We start from the raw sequence: 16,677 nt of genomic DNA on the forward strand, positions 1-16,677 counted from the left end.
AAGGGGGATGGCGTACGCCTCATATCCGCCATCAGTTGCTACTAGGGGTAGGGCCGGGTGAACCGCCTACGCTGCCCACCCGATGACGCCTGGGTGGAAGGAAGCGCAATGACGGCAACGCGGCCCGCTGACACGCTGAATCGGGATCGGCGATCCCGTCATCGTGGTGGTTCACCAGCCTGATCCCTCGACGACGGGTATCGAGGGCTGGCGGCGCCACCAGCGCCAGGACTTGCGGGTACGAGCGAATTGAATGCCGACGGCCATCGGACGGCCGAGCACCGGGTCCCCAGCCACCAGGTAGGTGACCACATCGCCGGCCCTGAAGGGCGGCTTGTCAGCTGTCACCGAATCGATGGTGAAGGACAGAGGTACGGACGGGGTGCTGCCGGGCTCCGGCTGAAGTTCGCCGGCCCCGAACTGGCCACACCACACAACGACGCCCCGTTGTCTTTCGTCCGCGCCCACCGCCGCCCCTCAGACCTGAGTCGCTGACCGATCTGCTGGACCGGCATTCATCCCGGCAGTCGGCTCGGCCACATCAACCTTTACCCGATGTCGCCCGTTCGGCGGAACCGCCACTGCCCTTGGGCGTCAGCGAACATCAGACGCACCGCCAGCACAGCCCCTCGCGGGTGATCCTGGACCGGTGACCTGACGGGTAGCGTCTCGGGTACGTCTCGGGTGATCTGCCACAGCTGCCGGGCCCTGGACCGAGGCTCGACCGGGCATGCGACGCCCACCCGGTCCACGAGCGGCGGCCGGCCGGGGATCGTCGGCGTCGATGGCGAAGTCGCTCGGCACTGAGCGCCACCTACACGCCTAGAAGATCCGTAACGCCAGGCTGCGTGAAGGGGGGGACAAAACAGATGGATCGGGCTCAATGGCCCGATCCCTGAGTAGCGCATGTGTGCACTGCGGTTGTGTCCGAGGGGGGACTTGAACCCCCACGCCCGATAAAGGGCACTAGCACCTCAAGCTAGCGCGTCTGCCATTCCGCCACCCGGACTTGCTTATTCATTTGTTTTGCTGTCTTCGGGGGGCTGCCCTTCCAACGATCTGAAGACTAGCATGAACGCGAGGTGTCCGTTGCACGCCCCTTGCCGTCCTGGCGAGCCGGGCGCCTGAGGCACGTCTTCTCTTCGGAGCGTCACCTTCGCGCTACTCGTCGTTGACGGGTTGCCTCGGTGTGGCTCGGCTCTGGCGGGTCTGGCTCGGTCGCCCGTGGGGTTCCTGGGTGCCGGTATCCGGCGGCGCGGCTTCTGCGAGGGGCGCAACGAGAGCCCATCAGGCCGGGGCCACGGGCGGCTGCCGCCGCGAGCGGCCGCCTCAATATCTCACCCCGCCACGCCCTACCCGCCAGGTCACGCCCGACTCACCCTGCCACGCCATGCCCCGCCCACGCCCCGCCACGCCCTGACCTGCCAGGTCACGCCCCACCCGCAACGCCATGCCGTGCCCCACACCCCGCCCCGCCCATGCCCCGCCAGGTCATGCCAGACCGCGGTCCGGGAAACCCCCGGTGGCAAGGCAATTTCGGGAGAGCGCCCCGGTGCTGCACTCCGCATGCTCACCCGGCAGCCGGGTCTGGACGTCCCCGGCGGCCGATGTGCCTACTGGATGGCTGGAGGGCACATGCAGGCGAGGCACGGGACGGGGCGCATGCGGCATTTCGACGGCCACTCCTCTACCGGCGGCGCGGGGGAGGGGGCGGTGTACGTGCCCGTGCTCCAGGCCCACGCGGGGGAACTGGCCGCCCTGAAGAGGATGAGCGCCGGCACCCGCGCTCGCACCTGCCCCCTGCTGGAGATCGTCCCCGACAGCGGGTTCAGGCTGCACCAGCCGGGTGGGCTCCGGGACTGGTTCGAGGTGCTCGCCGCGAACTGGCCGCAACGGGTGATGGTGGACGGCCACCATCTGCGGCCCCCGGAGACGCGCGGCCGGACGGGCCTGGGGACGATCGTCGAGGAGGCCCGGGGGCTGGCCGGGCAGATGGTTCCGGTGATCCGGCTCGACGCCGACGAGCCGACCCGTGCCGATGCCCGCGCGGCCCTCAGAACGAACGAGAACGGGATCGCCGTCCGGATCCGGGTCGGCCCCCGCGAGCTGGTGACGGCCGGCGAGGAACTCATCCTGCGATTGCGGGCCCTGCTGGGACAGATCCGGGCCACGGTGGCGTCGGTGGATCTGGTGATCGACCTGGAGCTGGTGGAGGACGATGCCGTCGCCCGTCTCGCCGCACGGCATCTGAGCCGCTTCATCGACCGGCTGCCCGCCGTGCAGTCCTACCGCTCGGTGATCGTGACCTCCGGGACCTTCCCGCCCCATCTGGGCAAGGTGCGTTCCTGGACCCTGACCCCGATCATTCGCTACGACGTCGCCGTGTGGGAGTTCCTGAAAGCCGAGCAACCGCAGCGGATGCCGGTCTACGGCGACTACGCGATCAGCCATCCGGTCCGATATGCCCCGTCGTCGGGCAACTGGCGGCCCGCACCCCAGCTGCGCTACACCACGCCGATGAACTGGCTGGTCCTGCGCGGAACCCAGCGAGGTGACCCGCGGCGTCACGGCCAGTTCTTCGAGATCTGCCGGCAGATCAGTCAGCACCCGGACTTCTCCGACGGTCTGGGCCCGGCCGACCGGTGCATCGCCGAACCCGAGCGTCACCTCGCCGGCCCGGGCGGCGGAAAGCTCTGGAAGGAGCTGGGCATCGCTCATCACGCCGACTTCGTCGTGGACTCCATCGGCCGTTCCGGCCTGCCCTGACGGGCGCGATTCAGGGGCGCACGTGCCCGGACGGTACGGTGCAGGCGTACTCATCACCCGCTCCGTGCCGGACCAGCGAGGAAACCTCTGTGATCAGCGAGTATCTGACCAGTTTCGCCGGGCTGCCGGTGCATTCGGACGACGACGAGGAGACGCCGGAGAACGCCTTGGCGGTCGCCTGGCGGATCTCGGTCGACTACGACTCCCCGGAGGTCGAGTTCGAGACGCAACTGGACCAGGTGCTGGAACACACCGGTCCGGGCGGCCCCGTCGCGCTGGTCCTGGGGCAGTGGGGTGAGGCCTACGAGAACAAGGTGCCGCTGAACCTGCTGATCGACCGGGCCGGCCGGATGGGTTCTCTGCGGGCGCTCTTCGTCGGCGACCTGATCTCCGAGGACTGCGAGATCTCCTGGATCGTGCAGGGGGACTACACGCCCCTGCTGGCGGCCTTCCCGCAGCTGGAGCGTCTGTGGATCCGCGGCGGCAACGAACTGGAGATCCAGCCGCTGCGTCACGAAGCGCTGCTGGAACTCGTCGTGCAGGCGGGAGGCACCCCGCCGGCGTTCGTCCGGGCGGTCGGCGAGTGCGACCTGCCGCGTCTGGAGTCTCTCGAACTGTGGCTCGGCACCGAAGATTACGAGGGTGGGGCCACCCCGGAAGACCTCGCCCCGGTGTTGCAGGGCAAAGTCTTCCCGAAGCTCACCCGGCTCGGGCTGCGCAACGCCGAGAACGCCGACGAGATCGCCGCTGCCGTGGCAGCCGCCCCGGTGGTGGGCCGCCTGAGCGAGCTGGACCTCTCGCTGGGCACGCTCGGCGACGTGGGCGTGCGGGCGCTGTCGGCCGGTCAGTCGCTGGCCCACCTGGACGTGCTCGACCTGCACCACCACTTCGCCGGCCCGGACGTGGCCCGGCACCTGGTGGACGCGCTGCCCGGCACCCGGGTGGACGTCTCGGACGTCCAGACCGAGGACGACGAGGAGGACGAGCGGTACCGCCGGTTCATCTCGGTCTCGGAATGAGCGCCGGGCTGCGGCTGGCGGTCGTGGGCAACCCGGCGAACCGGCGGGTGGCGATGTTTCTCGAGGCGGCCCGGGCCGGCGGACTGGCCGATCCGCAGGTGTTCGCCTGGAGCGACGTCCTGAGCTCGGGACCGGTGCCCGGGCCGGGGACGCTGGTGCGCATCGACTCGCCCGGTGAGGACGCGCGGGTGGACCGGTTGCTGCGCGGCCTGGGGGCGGGTGGGCCGGTCCGGGAGGCCGCGCACGGCGAGATCCTCGGGCTGGCCGACGCTCATGCCGGCCTGCGGGTGGGACTGGAACGGATTGCCGCCGGCGGCGGGACACTGCTGAACCCGGTGCGGGACGTGCTGGTCATGGGGGACAAACGGCGCACCCACGCTCTGCTCGCCTCGCGGTCGGTCCCGGTACCGCCCGCGCTGGCGCCGGTGCACGACTGGGACGGTCTGCGCTCGCACATGCGGGACGCCGGCTGGTCCCGGGTGTTCGTCAAGCCCGCTTTCGGGTCGTCCGCCTCCGGCGTGCTGGCGCTGAACCTGTCCGGCACCAGGGTTTCCGCGGTCACCTCGGTGGAACGGACGCCGGACGGGCGGCTGTTCAACAACCTGCGGGTGCGCCGCTGCACCAGCCCGGCCGAGGTGGGGGCGATCGTCGACCGGCTCGCCCCGGACGGCCTGCACGTCGAGCGCTGGTTCCCCAAGGCGTCCCTGGCCGGTCGGGTGCTGGATCTGCGGGTCGTGGTGACCGCCGGCCGGCCCCGTCACATCGTCGTGCGCACCTCCGCGCACGCCATCACCAATCTGCATCTGGGCAATGCCCGCGGTGACCTCGGGGCGGTCCGGGCCGCGGCCGGGACCACGGCGTGGGAAGAGGCGATGCGCACCTGCGAGCGGGTCGCGGCCTGTTTCCCGGGCAGCCTGCACGTCGGTGTGGACCTGATGTTCGCCCCGTCGTGGCGTCGGCACGCGGTGGCCGAGGTCAATGCGTTCGGCGACCTGCTGCCCCGGGTCCTGGCCGACGGCCGGGACACCTACGGCGACCAGATCGAGGCACTGAAGAAGAAAGAGCTCGCGTGCGCCATCTGATCGGAAGTCACGACGTGCTCCTCGTGACCCTGGACACCCTGCGCTACGACGTGGCGGTCGAGCGGCTCGAACAGGGCCGCACCCCGCACCTCGCCCGGGTCCTGCCGGGCGGGGCATGGCAGAAGCGGCACAGCCCGGCCAGTTTCACCTACGCGGCGCACCAGGCCTTCTTCGCCGGGTTCCTGCCGACCCCGGTGACCCCGGGTCCGCACGAGCGGTTGTTCGCGGCCCGGTTCCCGGGCAGCGAGACCAGCGGGGCGGACACCTACGTCTTCGACGCGCCCGATCTGCCGACGGCGCTGACCGCGGCCGGGTACCACACCGTCTGCCTCGGGGGAGTGGGCTTCTTCAACCCGGCCTCCGCGCTCGGGCGGGTGCTGCCGGGGTTGTTCTCCGAGGCGCACTGGGAGCGGGATTTCGGGGTCACGGCCCCGGACTGCCTCGGCGCCCAGGTGGACCGTCTCGCGTCCGTCATCGCCGAGACCTCGCCGGGCAGGCCGCTGTTCACCTTCGTCAACGTGGCCGCCCTGCACCAGCCCAACCGGCACTACCTGCCCGGCGCCGCCCAGGACAGCCGGGAGAGTCACGGGGCCGCGCTGGAGTACGTCGATTCTGTGTTGCCCCGGCTGTTCGACCTGGTCACCGGCCGGGGCCGGCCCTGCCAGGTGATCATCTGCTCCGACCACGGCACGCTGTACGGCGAGGACGGGCACACCGGGCACCGGGTCGCCCACGAGCAGGTGTGGACGGTGCCCTACGCGGACTTCGTGCTGGAGGCGTCATGAGCCTCGACGGTTCCCCGTATCAGGGCTACCTGTACGCCTATCCGCACAAGACCGCCTACCGACGGCTGGAGCCCCGGCCCCTGCTGAGCGAGGTGTGGGCGCACGAGCCCACCTCGGCGCTGTTCGCCTACGTCCACATCCCGTTCTGCGAGATCCGTTGCGGCTTCTGCAATCTCTTCACCCGAACCCGGCCGCCCGCGGAACAGGTCACCGCATATCTCGCCCAGATCGACCGGCAGGCCCGCGCGGTGCGGGACGCCCTCGGCGACCGGCCGGCCTTCGCCCGCCTGGCGATCGGCGGTGGCACCCCGACCTATCTCACGGCGCCGGAACTGGAGCGGCTGTTCGCCGTCGTCGGGGGCACCCTGGGAGCGGCCGGTGTCCCGGCGACGGTCGAGACCTCGCCGGCCACAGCCACTCCCGACCGGATGGCGGTCCTGGCCGATCACGGCGTCACCCGGGTCAGCATCGGGGTGCAGAGCTTCCTGGAGTCCGAGGCCCGCGCCGCGGTCCGCCCGCAGAAGCCGAGTGAGGTGCAGTCCGCTCTGGAGACCATCCGGGCCGGCGGCGTCCCCGCACTGAACCTCGACCTGATCTACGGCATCGACGGGCAGACCCGCGAGAGCTGGCACGTGTCACTCACCCAGGCGCTGCGCTGGCACCCCGAGGAGATCTTTCTCTACCCGCTGTACGTGCGCCCGCTCACCGGGCTGGACCGGCGGGCCAGGACCGTCGCCGACTGGGACGCGCAGCGTCTGGACCTGTACCGGTATGCCGTCGACTTTCTGAAAGACGCCGGATACGTGCAGGACTCGATGCGTCAGTTCCGCCGGGCCGACGCCCCGGCCGACGAGGCCCCCGACTACAGCTGCCAGGACGACGGCATGGTCGGCCTCGGCTGCGGGGCCCGTTCCTACACCCGCGACCTGCACTACTCCTTCGACTACGCGGTCAGTGTGCCCGAGGTGCGGGCCGTGATCGACGACTACGTGGCCCGCCCGGCCGGCGACTTCCGTTACGCCGAGTTCGGTTTCAACCTGGACGAGGGGGAGCAGCGGCGGCGCTGGCTGGTCAAGTCGCTGCTGCGCGCCGAGGGGATCGATTCCGCCGCCTACGAGAAGCGTTTCGGCACCCGTCACGACGACGACTTCCCGCAGCTGCGCGACCTGACCGAGCGCGGCTGGCTGGAGGCCGGCCACACCCGGCTGACCGCCGAAGGTCTCGCGCACTCCGACTCCGTCGGACCGTGGCTGGTCTCCGGTCCGGTGCGGGCCGCGATGGCCGCCCACACCCTGCGATGAGCGTCTTCCTCGGCCTGCCGGGCGCGTCGCCGGTGCCGTCAGTGCCGTCGGTGCCGGATCGCCTGTCGGTCCTCTACCGGGGGCCGCTGGCCAGCTGCAACTACGACTGCCCGTACTGCCCGTTCGCCAAGCGGGTCGACCCGCCGCCCCTGCTCCGCGAAGACCGCGCCGCGCTGGGCCGTTTCGTCGACTGGGTGGTGGAAACGACGGACGTGCGGCTGTCGATCCTGTTCACGCCGTGGGGCGAGGGGCTCATCCGCTCCTGGTACCGCGAGGCGATCGTGCGGCTGTCGCACCAGGACCACGTGGACCGGGTGTCGATCCAGACCAACCTGGCCGCCCGGGTGGACTGGATGGCCGACGCCGCGCCGACGGCCGCGCTCTGGGCCACCTACCATCCCGGGCAGGTCACCCTGGAGCGGTTCCTGGCCCGCTGCCGGCGTCTGGACGAGATCGGGCGCCGATACTCGGTGGGCGTGGTCGGGCTGCCCGGGCACCACGAGGCCGCCCTGGAGCTGCGCGCGGCCCTGGAACCGTCCGTCTACCTGTGGGTGAACGCCGCCGAGGGGCACACCTACTCGCCTGAGGAAGAGGCCCGCTGGACGGCCCTGGACCCGCGCTTCGGTGACAGCGTGCGTCCTCACGTCTCGTTCGGGCAGCCCTGCCACGCCGGGGAGAGCGCCGTCTCGGTGATCGGGGACGGCACGGTGCGCCGCTGCCACTTCATCGACACCCCGCTGGGCAACCTCTACGACGGCAGCTGGCGGCAGGCGCTGCGACCGAGACCGTGCACCAACCGGATCTGCGACTGCCACATCGGTTACGTACATCTCAAGCCCCTGGGACTGTACGACGTGTACGGGCCGGGCGTGCTGGAGCGGATCCTCGCCTGACGCCGAATGCCGCGGAAGATGTCTCGGTATTTCCAGCGTCGTCTCCGCCGCATCGAGCAATTCCCGGGCGGAGTGACCTTCACTCCGGCCACGTCCCGGCCGAACTGCTGAGGGGGAGGATCTCAGAAGGGACCGGACACGGTGGTCAGTCGCCGCGAGTTGTTTCGAGGAGCCCTGCTGGCCGGGGGCGGGCTGGGCACCGGGGCGGCGGCGGGCGAACTGTTCGACGAGGCCGAACCACCGCCCCTGAACGGCGGTCACGCGGCCGCCGCCGACAAGCTCGGCCGGCTGTCCCGCGGCGACGTCAGGATCCACTACCGCGTCAGTACCGGGACCAGGGTGGCGGCTCTGACGTTCGACGACGGACCTCTGCCGAACTGGACCCCGCGTTTTCTCGACGCACTGGACGAGGCCGGGGTGCCGGCCACCTTCTTCCTGGTCGGCAAGCAACTCGTCGAGCACGCGAGCATCCTGCGCGGCCGCCTGGATCGGCACGAGGTCGGCAACCACTCCTGGTCGCACCCCGATCTGGCCACCCTCGACCTGGCCGCGGTCCGTCGCGAACTGGAGTCGACGCACGACGCGATCGAGAAGCACACCGGGCGCACCGCGACCCTGATGCGTCCCCCGTACGGTCATCTCGGCGGATCGACCGTGCTGGCGGCCGTGGGCATGGGGTACGACATCGTGCTGTGGTCGCGTTCGGTGGACGAACGGCGGTACGCCGGCGATCCGGCCGGGCAGGCCGCTGATTTCGTCGCCACACTCCGGCCCGGGACGATCGTGCTGGCTCACGACGCCGGTCACCGGGGCCGCCTGGTGACGCTCGGGGCCCTGCCCGCGATCGTGTCCGGTCTGCGGGCGAAGGGGTACCGGTTCGTCACGGTGTCCGAGCTTCTCCGGGACTGAGGCTCACTCCTCCAGGGAGCCCAGCACCCCCTCCGGCCCGCCCGCCCGCAGAATCCCCCGGAAGGCGTCCGTCATGGCGTCCAGACCACCCTCCGGCACGATCACCAGGTCGGGACACTGGAACCACGAACCGCCGCTGTTCTCACCGGTTTCCGCCCAGCTGTCCAGAACCCGCCGGATCGCGGTGGGCGTCATGAAGGTGGCGCTCCAGCGAGCGCCGGTCGGCAGAACGAGCTCCGCGTCGATGTTGTCCACCGTTGCCGGGTCGTCGTCCGCACCCAGCATGAACACCGCGCTGAAGCCCTCCCCGGGCACCCGGTGAAGCGGGGCGTTGACCATGGAACTCCTTCGACGGGCGATCAGATCGGTTCGACCCGGTGAACTCTATTCCGGGAGGCGGGGATGCCCGTCATGTTCGCTGTCGCCAGGGTCCTGGTCGTCGTGGAGGTGGACGTCCTCGGAGTGGAACTCGGTGCAGGCGTCGGCCTGCGTCCCTGACCGGGACATGCGTTGGGGGCCGGACGGCCTGGCTGCTGCTCACCGTGCTGACGTCGTGAGCCAGAGCCCTCCACATCTAGGAACGGATGGCCTCCAATATTGGGACTAGGGACCCTTCCCGTTTTGGTATTAGAAAAGTGGGAAGGGACGCTGCCCGGGACTGCTGTCCTGACCGGTTCGACTCGGCAGGATGCATTGCCGCGCACGGCTCAAGCGCTCACCGGCAGATTGCACACCATGACCATCTGGCCGTTGTCGCAAGGCGAGATCAGTGGTGTCACAGAGAATTTCCTGCCGGCGCTTCGCACGGATCCGGGTGCGACGGTAGCGGCTCGGCCATCTTCTTCGACTGCGCGATCCGAGTATGTCGACCGGCTCTGTGCCGGCGGGTTCCCGCTGGCCCTGCGTCGGGTGGGCGCCGCCAGAAATCGCTGGTTCGACGACTACGTGCGCCAGTCACTGGAGCGCGACGCCGTCGAACTGGTCCGGATACGCCAGCGCACGTTGCTGCGTGAACTGCTGGGACGGCTGGCCGGGCGGACCGGACAGGTATTCAATCCGACCAAGGTGTCGGAGGGCCTGACCGGCGATCGTCAAACCATCGAAGACTACGTCCGCCTGCTCGAAGACCTCTTCCTCGTCGACCGACTTCCCGCCTGGGGCAAGACGCTACGCGCGCGAGCAACTGCGGCGCCGAAGGTCCATGTCGTCGACACGGGTGTGGCTGCACGGCTCATGCGGATCACCGCTGCCAGGCTCGCCAGTCTCGACCCCACCGCCCTGGCGGAGTTCGGCCATCTGCTGGAGAGTTTTGTCGTCGGCGAGCTCCGCAAGCAGGCGTCCTGGCTGAATGAGCCTGTTTCCACGGGGCATTGGCGTACCCGAGACGGGGACGAGGTCGACTACGTCATCGAGTTCGAGGACGGCGGGGTCCTGGCGTTCGAGGTGAAAGCGAACGAACGTGTCGCAGGCAATGATCTACAAGGTCTGCGCAAGCTGCGGGAGGCTCTGGGTGACAGGTTCCTGGCGGGCGTTGCCCTGAGCACTGGATATCGCTCGTTCACCTATGAAGACCGGCTGCACGTCATGCCCGTGGATCGGCTCTGGAGACCTGTCGCCGGATAGCTGTGGGTCTGGCGGATGAGCGATCGGATCGGTTCGACCCGGTGAACCCTGTTCCGGGAGGCGGGGATGTCCGTTATGTTCGCTGGACTGCCGGTCATCGTGGAGGTGGACGTCATGGTCGAGTTCGGGGTCTTTCTGCCGATCGCCAACAACGGATGGATCCTGTCGTCCGCTTCACCGCAGTACCGGCCGAGTTTCGAGCTGAACCGCACGATCACCCGGCTCGCCGAGGAGAACGGGTTCGGGTTCGTGCTGTCCATGGTGAAGTTCCGCGGCTACGGCGGCCCGACCCGGCACTGGGACTTCTGCCAGGACTCACTCACCCTGATGACCGGGCTGGCCGCGGTGACCAGCCGGATCAAGCTGTTCGCCTCGGTCGCCCCGATCACCCTGCACCCGGCGATGGTGGCGCGGATGGCGTCCACGATCGACGACATCTCCGGCGGCCGCTTCGGCATCAACATCGTGGCCGGCTGGAACCGTGCCGAGTACGCGCAGATGGGCCTGTGGCCCGGCGACGACTTCTACGACTACCGCTACGACTACGCCGAGGAGTACGCCCACGTCCTGCGCGAGCTGTGGGAGCACGGAAGGCTCACCCACCACGGCCGGTTCGACCTGGAGGACTGCGAGGTGCTGCCCACCCCGCCGCACGGGGTGAAGCTGCTCAGCGCCGGGCAGTCCCCGCGCGGCCAGGAGTTCTGCGCCCGCTACGCCGACTACCACTTCTCCGCCGTGGGTGATCCGGCGGCGGTCGCGGCGATGAACCGGCGCACCCGCGAACTGGCTGCCGGGCACGGGCGTTCGGTCACGTCCCTGAACCTGGCCACCGTCGTCCTGGGCGACACGGACGCCGACGCCCGCCGCAAGGTCGAGCTCTACACCGAGGGCGCCGACCTGGCCGCGATCGGGTACATGACCGGGCAGTACTCCCGGGACACCGCCACGGACGGCTCCTCGGCCGCCGTCGTCGCCGGGCACGGCGGAGGGCGTCCCTCGCCGTTCTACGGCGGCGCCGAGCCGATCGTCGGGTCCGCAAGCACCGTGGCCGCCGCACTGGACGAGATGGCCGGCATCGAGGGAACCGGCGGGATCATGCTGGTTTTCGACGACTTCGTCGAAGGCGTGGCACGTTTCGGCGCCGAGGTGATGCCGCTGCTGTCCTCGCACCCGGTCGCCCCGGCAAGCTGAGCGGTACGCTCGTGCGGCCCGGTCCCGCGGCGCGGCACCACGATCAGGAGAGACCCGTGACAGATCTGACCACGTTCATCGCCGGACTGCCGAAGGCCGAGCTGCACGTGCACCACGTCGGCTCGGCGTCGCCGCGGATCGTGGCCGAGCTGGCGGCCCGTCACGAGGGCCGCTCCCCGGTGCCCGCCGACCCGGCCGCGCTGGCCGACTACTTCGCGTTCACCGACTTCGACCACTTCATCCAGGTCTACCTCAGCGTCGTCGACCTGATCCGGGACGGCGACGACGTGCGCACCCTGACCTACGAGGTGGCTCGCGAACTGGCCCGCCAGCAGGTGCGTTACGCCGAGCTGACGGTCACCCCGTACTCGCACGTGACCCGGGGCATCCCGGCCCCGGAGGTCTGTGCCGCCATCGAGGACGCCCGGGTGTCCGCCGCCCGCGACCTCGGCATCGAGCTGCGCTGGTGCTTCGACATCCCGGGCGAGGCCGGGCTGCCGGCGGCCGAGCAGACGCTGCGCATCGCCCTGGAGGAAAAGCCGGACGGGCTGGTCAGTTTCGGCCTGGGCGGCCCGGAGGTCGGGGTGCCGCGCCCGCAGTTCCGGCCGTACTTCGACCAGGCCCGGGCGGCCGGGCTGCACAGTGTTCCGCACGCCGGTGAGACGACCGGGCCGCAGACGATGTGGGACGCCCTGCGCGAGTTGGGTGCCGAGCGGATCGGGCACGGCATCGCCGCCGTCCAGGACCCGCGGCTGCTGGCCCATCTCGCCGAGCACCGGATCGCCCTGGAGGTGTGCCCCACCTCCAACGTGCGCACCCGGGCCGTCGCCTCGATCGAGGAGCACCCGCTGGCCCGCCTCGTCGAGGCCGGGGTGACGGTGACGATCAACTCCGACGACCCGCCGATGTTCGGCACCACACTGGAGGAGGAGTACGCGGTGGCGGCGCGCCTGCTCGGCCTCGACCACGACGGCGTCGCGGATCTCGCGCGGGCCGCCGTGCGGGCGTCCTTCCTGGCGGACCCCGGAAAGCAGAAGCTGCTGGCCGAGATCGACGCCTACGCCGGGTAGGCCGGGTTCCCCCGGCCGCATCCAGCTCGTCGTGAGGTGCGGACGGGCAGCTGCCGCGCTCGGGGTCAGGAGGGGACGAGCCGGGAAGGGGTGAGGCGGAGCCGGTCGTCGACGGCACTGGGGCTCAGCACCCGGCGCAGGGCCAGGACCGCCGTGCCGCGGGTGCCGGAGTCGGCGCCGTGACTGGCGGCCAGCACGTCCAGATCGCGGGCCGCGACGGTGGTGGCGTCGCGGTACAGGGTCTCGCGCAGCCCGGCCACCAGCAGGTCGTAGGCCGGGGCCATGTCGCCGCCGACCACGATGACCGCCGGGTCGAGCAGGGTGACGGCCGAGGCCAGGACCTCGCCGATGGCCTGCCCACTGCCACGGATGGCCCGGCGGGCCACCACGTCGCCCTCCAGCGCGAGCCGCACGACGTCCCGCACGTGGGCCACCTCACGGCCCTGGGCGGCCAGATCACGCACCAGCGCCCAGCCCCCGGCCACCGCCTCCAGACATCCGGTCTCGCCGCAGCGGCACGGAAGGTCGTGGGCTCCGCGGTACTTCACGTGTCCGATGTCACCCGCCGCACCCCGGGCGCCGTGCTGGAGAACGCCTCCGGCGACGATTCCGGCGCCCAGACCGGTGGACGCCTTGACGATTAGGGCGTCCCGGTAGCGGGTCAGGTGGGCGTCGAGTTCGGCGAGCGCGATCGCGTTGGTGTCGTTCTCGATCACCACGGGTGACGAGGACAGGGCCGCGAAGTAGGGGGCGATCGGCACTCCGTCCCAGCCGCGCATGATGGCGGAGTTGAGGCTCGTGCCGGCCACCGGGTCCACCGTGCCCGGGATGCTGACCCCGATCCCGAGGACGTCGGCCGGGTCGAGCCCGACCTTCCGGAGCAGGGCCCGCAGCCGTCCGACGGCGCGCGGCAGCACGTCGTCGGGGCCCTGCCCGACCTCCTGGTCCAGTTCGTCGGAGCCGAGAACCAGCCCGGACAGGTCACATACGGTGAACTGGGCCCGGCTGCGCCCGATCGCGGCGGCCAGCACCAGCCCGGCGCCGGCCTCGAAGGTGAGGCGTTTGGGCGGGCGCCCGACCCCGATGCCCGGGGCGTCGGCCTCGCTCACCAGCCCGGCCTCGATCAGTGGGTCTACCCGGGCCGCCACGGCGGTGCGGGACAGGCCGGTCAGCCGGGCGACGTCGGCGCGTGAGCCGGCCTCGCCGTCGCGGATCAACTGCAAGATGGTGCCGGCGGTGACCGTCGGTGCGGCACTCCTCACGCGTGAGCCCTTGAAAGCGTCTTCACAAAGTTCACCCTAATTTAGATTTTCAAAGTCAAAATTTATGTCTTTCGAAGAAAAAACTAGCTACGCTCCCAGCCATGACCGGACCCATCGGGCCCATCACGGCCATCCAGGAGATCACCGACCGCATCGCCCGGCGCTCGGAGCCCACCCGTAGCGCTTACCTCGGGCGAGTTTCCGAGTCCGTCCGCTCCGGCCCGTCGCGCGGCCGGCTCGGCTGCGCCAACCTGGCGCACGGATTCGCCGCGATGGACCCGCAGGAGAAGACGGTCCTGCGCGGCGTCACCAAGCCCAACATCGCCATCGTCTCCGCCTACAACGACCTGCTCTCCGCGCACAAGCCGTTCGAGGACTACCCGGCACGGATCAAGAAGTCCGTGATCCGGGCGGGCGGCATCGCGCAGTTCGCCGGGGGAGTGCCCGCCATGTGCGACGGCATCACCCAGGGCCGCGACGGCATGCAGCTGTCGCTGTTCAGCCGCGACGTGATCGCGATGGCCACCGGCGTGGCGCTCTCGCACGAGATGTTCGATGCCGCCGTCATGCTCGGGGTCTGCGACAAGATCGTGCCCGGCCTGCTGATCGGTGCGCTCGCCTTCGGCCACCTGCCCACGATCCTGGTGCCCGCCGGCCCGATGACCAGCGGCATCCCGAACGGCGAGAAGGCCCGCATCCGTAAGCTGTTCGAGCAGGGGCTGGTGGACCGGCAGACGCTGCTCGACACCGAGGCGGCCTCGTACCACGGCCCGGGCACCTGCACGTTCTACGGCACCGCCAACTCCAACCAGCTGCTGATGGAGGTCATGGGCCTGCACCTGCCGGGTGCCAGCCTGCCCAACCCGGGCACCGAGCTGCGTGACGCCCTGACCGACGCCGCCGCGGCCCGGGTCACCGGCATCACCGCGCAGAGTCAGCAGTACACGCCGATCGCGCACGTCATCGACGAGAAGGCCGTGGTCAACGGGGTGGTCGGCCTGCTGGCCACCGGTGGCTCCACCAACCACACCATCCATCTGGTGGCCGTGGCCCGCGCCGCCGGCATCGCGCTGACCTGGGACGACATCAGCGATCTGGGACGCGTCGTGCCCCTGCTGTCGCGGATCTACCCGAACGGCTCGGCCGACGTGAACCACTTCCACGCCGCCGGGGGGATCGGCCTGCTGATCCGTGAGCTGCTCGACGCCGGGTTGCTGCACGACGACGTCCTGACCGTCGCGGGCCCCGGCCTGCGGCGCTACACCGAGGAGCCGGTGGTCGCGGACGGCGCCCTGCAATGGCGCCCGGGCCCGACCCGGACGCTGGACGCCGACGTGCTGCGGCCGGTCGCCGACCCGTTCTCCCCGGAGGGCGGAATCCGGATCGTGCACGGCAATCTCGGCCAGGCCGTGGTCAAGGTCTCGGCAGTGGCGCCGGAGCACCAGGTGATCACCGCCCCGGCCCGGGTGTTCGACACCGACGCCGGTTTCCTCGCGGCGTTCCGCGCCGGTGACCTGACCCAGGATGTCGTGGTGGTCATCCGGCAGCAGGGCCCGGCCGCCAACGGCATGCCCGAGCTGCACGGCCTGACCTCCGCGCTCGGCGTGATGCAGGACCGCGGCCAGCGGGTCGCCCTGGTCACCGACGGCCGGATGTCCGGGGCCTCCGGCGCGATCCCGGCCGCCATCCACGTCACCCCGGAAGCCGCCTTCGGCGGCCCCATCTCACGGGTGTGCGACGGCGACGTCATCACTCTCGACTGCCGGGCCAGCACCCTGCTGGTGGACGTCGAGGCGGCCGAGTTCGCCGCGCGCCCGTCCGTCACCCACTCCGCGGCCCCCGCCTTCGGGGCCGGCCGGGAGCTGTTCGCCGCGTTCCGCGCCACGGTCGGCCCGGCCGACCTGGGCGCCAGCGTGTTCGGTGACGCCCTCGGCATGACCACCAGCAGCCCGGCCGCCGGCGCCCCGATCACCGGCCCGGGCCTCGAGATCCACTCGACCGACGAAAGACTGCACGCATGAGCGCCGTTCAGGCCACCCCCTCCTCACTCCTCGACATCTCGCCGGTCGTCCCGGTGGTCGTCGTGGAAGACGTCTCGAGCGCCGTGCCGCTGGCCCGGGCCCTCCTGGCCGGAGGGATCGGCGTCATCGAGGTGACGCTGCGCTCCCCGGTGGCGCTCGACGCGATCCGGGCGATCGCCCAGGAGGTGCCCGAGATGTTCCTCGGCGCCGGCACCGTCTGCTCCGGGCAGCAGGCCGCGGACTCGGCCGAGGCCGGGGCGAAGTTCCTGGTCAGCCCGGGCAGCTCGGACCGGCTGCTGGACGGTTTCGAGAAGGTCGGGCTGCCGTTCCTGGCCGGCTGCGCCACGCCGTCCGACATGATCCGGCTGATCGAGCGGGGAGTCACCGAGGCCAAGCTGTTCCCGGCCACCGTGGTCGGCGGCACGGCGCTGCTGAAGGCCGTGTCGAGCCCGCTGCCGCAGCTGCGGTTCTGCCCGACCGGCGGCATCACCCCGGCCACGGCCCCGGACTTCCTGGCCCTGCCCAACGTCGGGTGCGTGGGCGGCACCTGGCTCACGCCCCGCCAGGCCGTGAAAGACGGCGACTGGCAGCAGATCACGGAGCTGGCGGCCGGGGCGAGCAAGCTCAGGGACAACTGACCGAGGCGTCGACGGGTGATGCCTGATCCTGTCCAGGGATCGGGCCGCTCGACCGGAAGGTGCTCTCAGAGGGAGGGATACCGGGACGGTCCGGACGCTGATCGCAGGGGCGTGTTA

Annotated in this window: 15 protein-coding genes and 1 tRNA gene; 12 read left to right on the top strand and 4 right to left on the bottom strand. The window is 70.6% G+C overall.

The genetic code is table 11. The annotated features are described in order from the left end of the window. Nucleotides 1–171: 171 nt before the first annotated feature. Both KIH74_RS27945 and KIH74_RS27950 read right to left on the bottom strand, forming a co-directional pair. Entirely contained in the window at nt 172–348 is a 177-nt protein-coding gene (locus tag KIH74_RS27945; RefSeq protein ID WP_214159351.1) for a hypothetical protein, read from the bottom strand. Between the two features lie 576 nt (nt 349–924). Continuing rightward, nucleotides 925–1,009: transfer RNA gene (locus tag KIH74_RS27950), tRNA-Leu, on the bottom strand. Nucleotides 1,010–1,662: 653 nt separating this feature from the next. On the opposite strand from KIH74_RS27950, the gene KIH74_RS27955 reads away from it, so the two are divergent. The 7 genes from KIH74_RS27955 to KIH74_RS27985 all read left to right on the top strand — a co-directional run bounded on the left by KIH74_RS27955 (nt 1,663) and on the right by KIH74_RS27985 (nt 8,755). Continuing rightward, nucleotides 1,663–2,766: a beta family protein gene (locus KIH74_RS27955; protein WP_214159352.1), complete on the top strand. Its 1,104-nt coding sequence runs from the start codon at nt 1,663–1,665 to the stop codon at nt 2,764–2,766. Nucleotides 2,767–2,855: 89 nt separating this feature from the next. Continuing rightward, nucleotides 2,856–3,785: an STM4015 family protein gene (locus KIH74_RS27960; RefSeq protein ID WP_214159353.1), complete on the top strand. Its 930-nt coding sequence runs from the start codon at nt 2,856–2,858 to the stop codon at nt 3,783–3,785. Next, nucleotides 3,782–4,867: an STM4014 family protein gene (locus KIH74_RS27965; protein ID WP_214159354.1), complete on the top strand. Its 1,086-nt coding sequence runs from the start codon at nt 3,782–3,784 to the stop codon at nt 4,865–4,867. The genes KIH74_RS27960 and KIH74_RS27965 overlap by 4 nt, the downstream gene beginning before the upstream one ends. Next, complete coding sequence (locus tag KIH74_RS27970; RefSeq protein WP_214159355.1) at nt 4,855–5,652, top strand: STM4013/SEN3800 family hydrolase; 798 nt, start codon at nt 4,855–4,857, stop codon at nt 5,650–5,652. Before KIH74_RS27965 ends, KIH74_RS27970 begins: the two co-directional genes overlap by 13 nt. Further along, a complete protein-coding gene (locus KIH74_RS27975) occupies nt 5,649–6,953 on the top strand; it encodes an STM4012 family radical SAM protein (protein ID WP_214159356.1) in 1,305 nt (434 codons plus the stop codon). Before KIH74_RS27970 ends, KIH74_RS27975 begins: the two co-directional genes overlap by 4 nt. After that, complete coding sequence (locus tag KIH74_RS27980; RefSeq protein WP_214159357.1) at nt 6,950–7,846, top strand: STM4011 family radical SAM protein; 897 nt, start codon at nt 6,950–6,952, stop codon at nt 7,844–7,846. The genes KIH74_RS27975 and KIH74_RS27980 overlap by 4 nt, the downstream gene beginning before the upstream one ends. 141 nt (nt 7,847–7,987) lie before the next feature. After that, nucleotides 7,988–8,755: a polysaccharide deacetylase family protein gene (locus KIH74_RS27985; RefSeq protein ID WP_214159358.1), complete on the top strand. Its 768-nt coding sequence runs from the start codon at nt 7,988–7,990 to the stop codon at nt 8,753–8,755. 3 nt (nt 8,756–8,758) lie between these two features. Here the strand turns inward: KIH74_RS27985 and KIH74_RS27990 are convergent, their stop codons facing one another. Beyond that, a complete protein-coding gene (locus KIH74_RS27990; protein ID WP_214159359.1) occupies nt 8,759–9,094 on the bottom strand; it encodes a hypothetical protein in 336 nt (111 codons plus the stop codon). 396 nt (nt 9,095–9,490) lie between these two features. Between KIH74_RS27990 and KIH74_RS27995 the strand changes: the two genes are divergently transcribed. From KIH74_RS27995 to KIH74_RS28005, 3 genes are all read left to right on the top strand, one after another. Beyond that, nucleotides 9,491–10,378, top strand: coding sequence for an ATP-binding protein (locus KIH74_RS27995; protein WP_214159360.1), 888 nt, complete (start codon nt 9,491–9,493; stop codon nt 10,376–10,378). 75 nt (nt 10,379–10,453) lie between these two features. Beyond that, nucleotides 10,454–11,569, top strand: coding sequence for an LLM class flavin-dependent oxidoreductase (locus KIH74_RS28000; protein ID WP_214159361.1), 1,116 nt, complete (start codon nt 10,454–10,456; stop codon nt 11,567–11,569). 56 nt (nt 11,570–11,625) lie between these two features. Further along, a complete protein-coding gene (locus KIH74_RS28005; RefSeq protein ID WP_214159362.1) occupies nt 11,626–12,639 on the top strand; it encodes an adenosine deaminase in 1,014 nt (337 codons plus the stop codon). Between the two features lie 65 nt (nt 12,640–12,704). On the opposite strand, the gene KIH74_RS28010 is transcribed toward KIH74_RS28005, so the two are convergent. Next, nucleotides 12,705–13,901, bottom strand: a complete 1,197-nt coding sequence (locus tag KIH74_RS28010; RefSeq protein WP_214159363.1) for an ROK family transcriptional regulator — start codon at nt 13,899–13,901, stop codon at nt 12,705–12,707. Between the two features lie 101 nt (nt 13,902–14,002). Between KIH74_RS28010 and edd the strand changes: the two genes are divergently transcribed. Beyond that, on the top strand, nt 14,003–15,922 hold the full coding sequence (gene edd, locus KIH74_RS28015; RefSeq protein ID WP_214159364.1) for a phosphogluconate dehydratase: 1,920 nt from the start codon (nt 14,003–14,005) through the stop codon (nt 15,920–15,922). After that, nucleotides 15,919–16,560: a bifunctional 4-hydroxy-2-oxoglutarate aldolase/2-dehydro-3-deoxy-phosphogluconate aldolase gene (gene eda, locus KIH74_RS28020; protein ID WP_214159365.1), complete on the top strand. Its 642-nt coding sequence runs from the start codon at nt 15,919–15,921 to the stop codon at nt 16,558–16,560. The genes edd and eda overlap by 4 nt, the downstream gene beginning before the upstream one ends. Nucleotides 16,561–16,677: the final 117 nt, after the last annotated feature.

The organism is Kineosporia corallincola, assembly GCF_018499875.1.
In the GTDB taxonomy this organism is placed as follows: Bacteria; Actinomycetota; Actinomycetes; order Actinomycetales; family Kineosporiaceae; genus Kineosporia; species Kineosporia corallincola.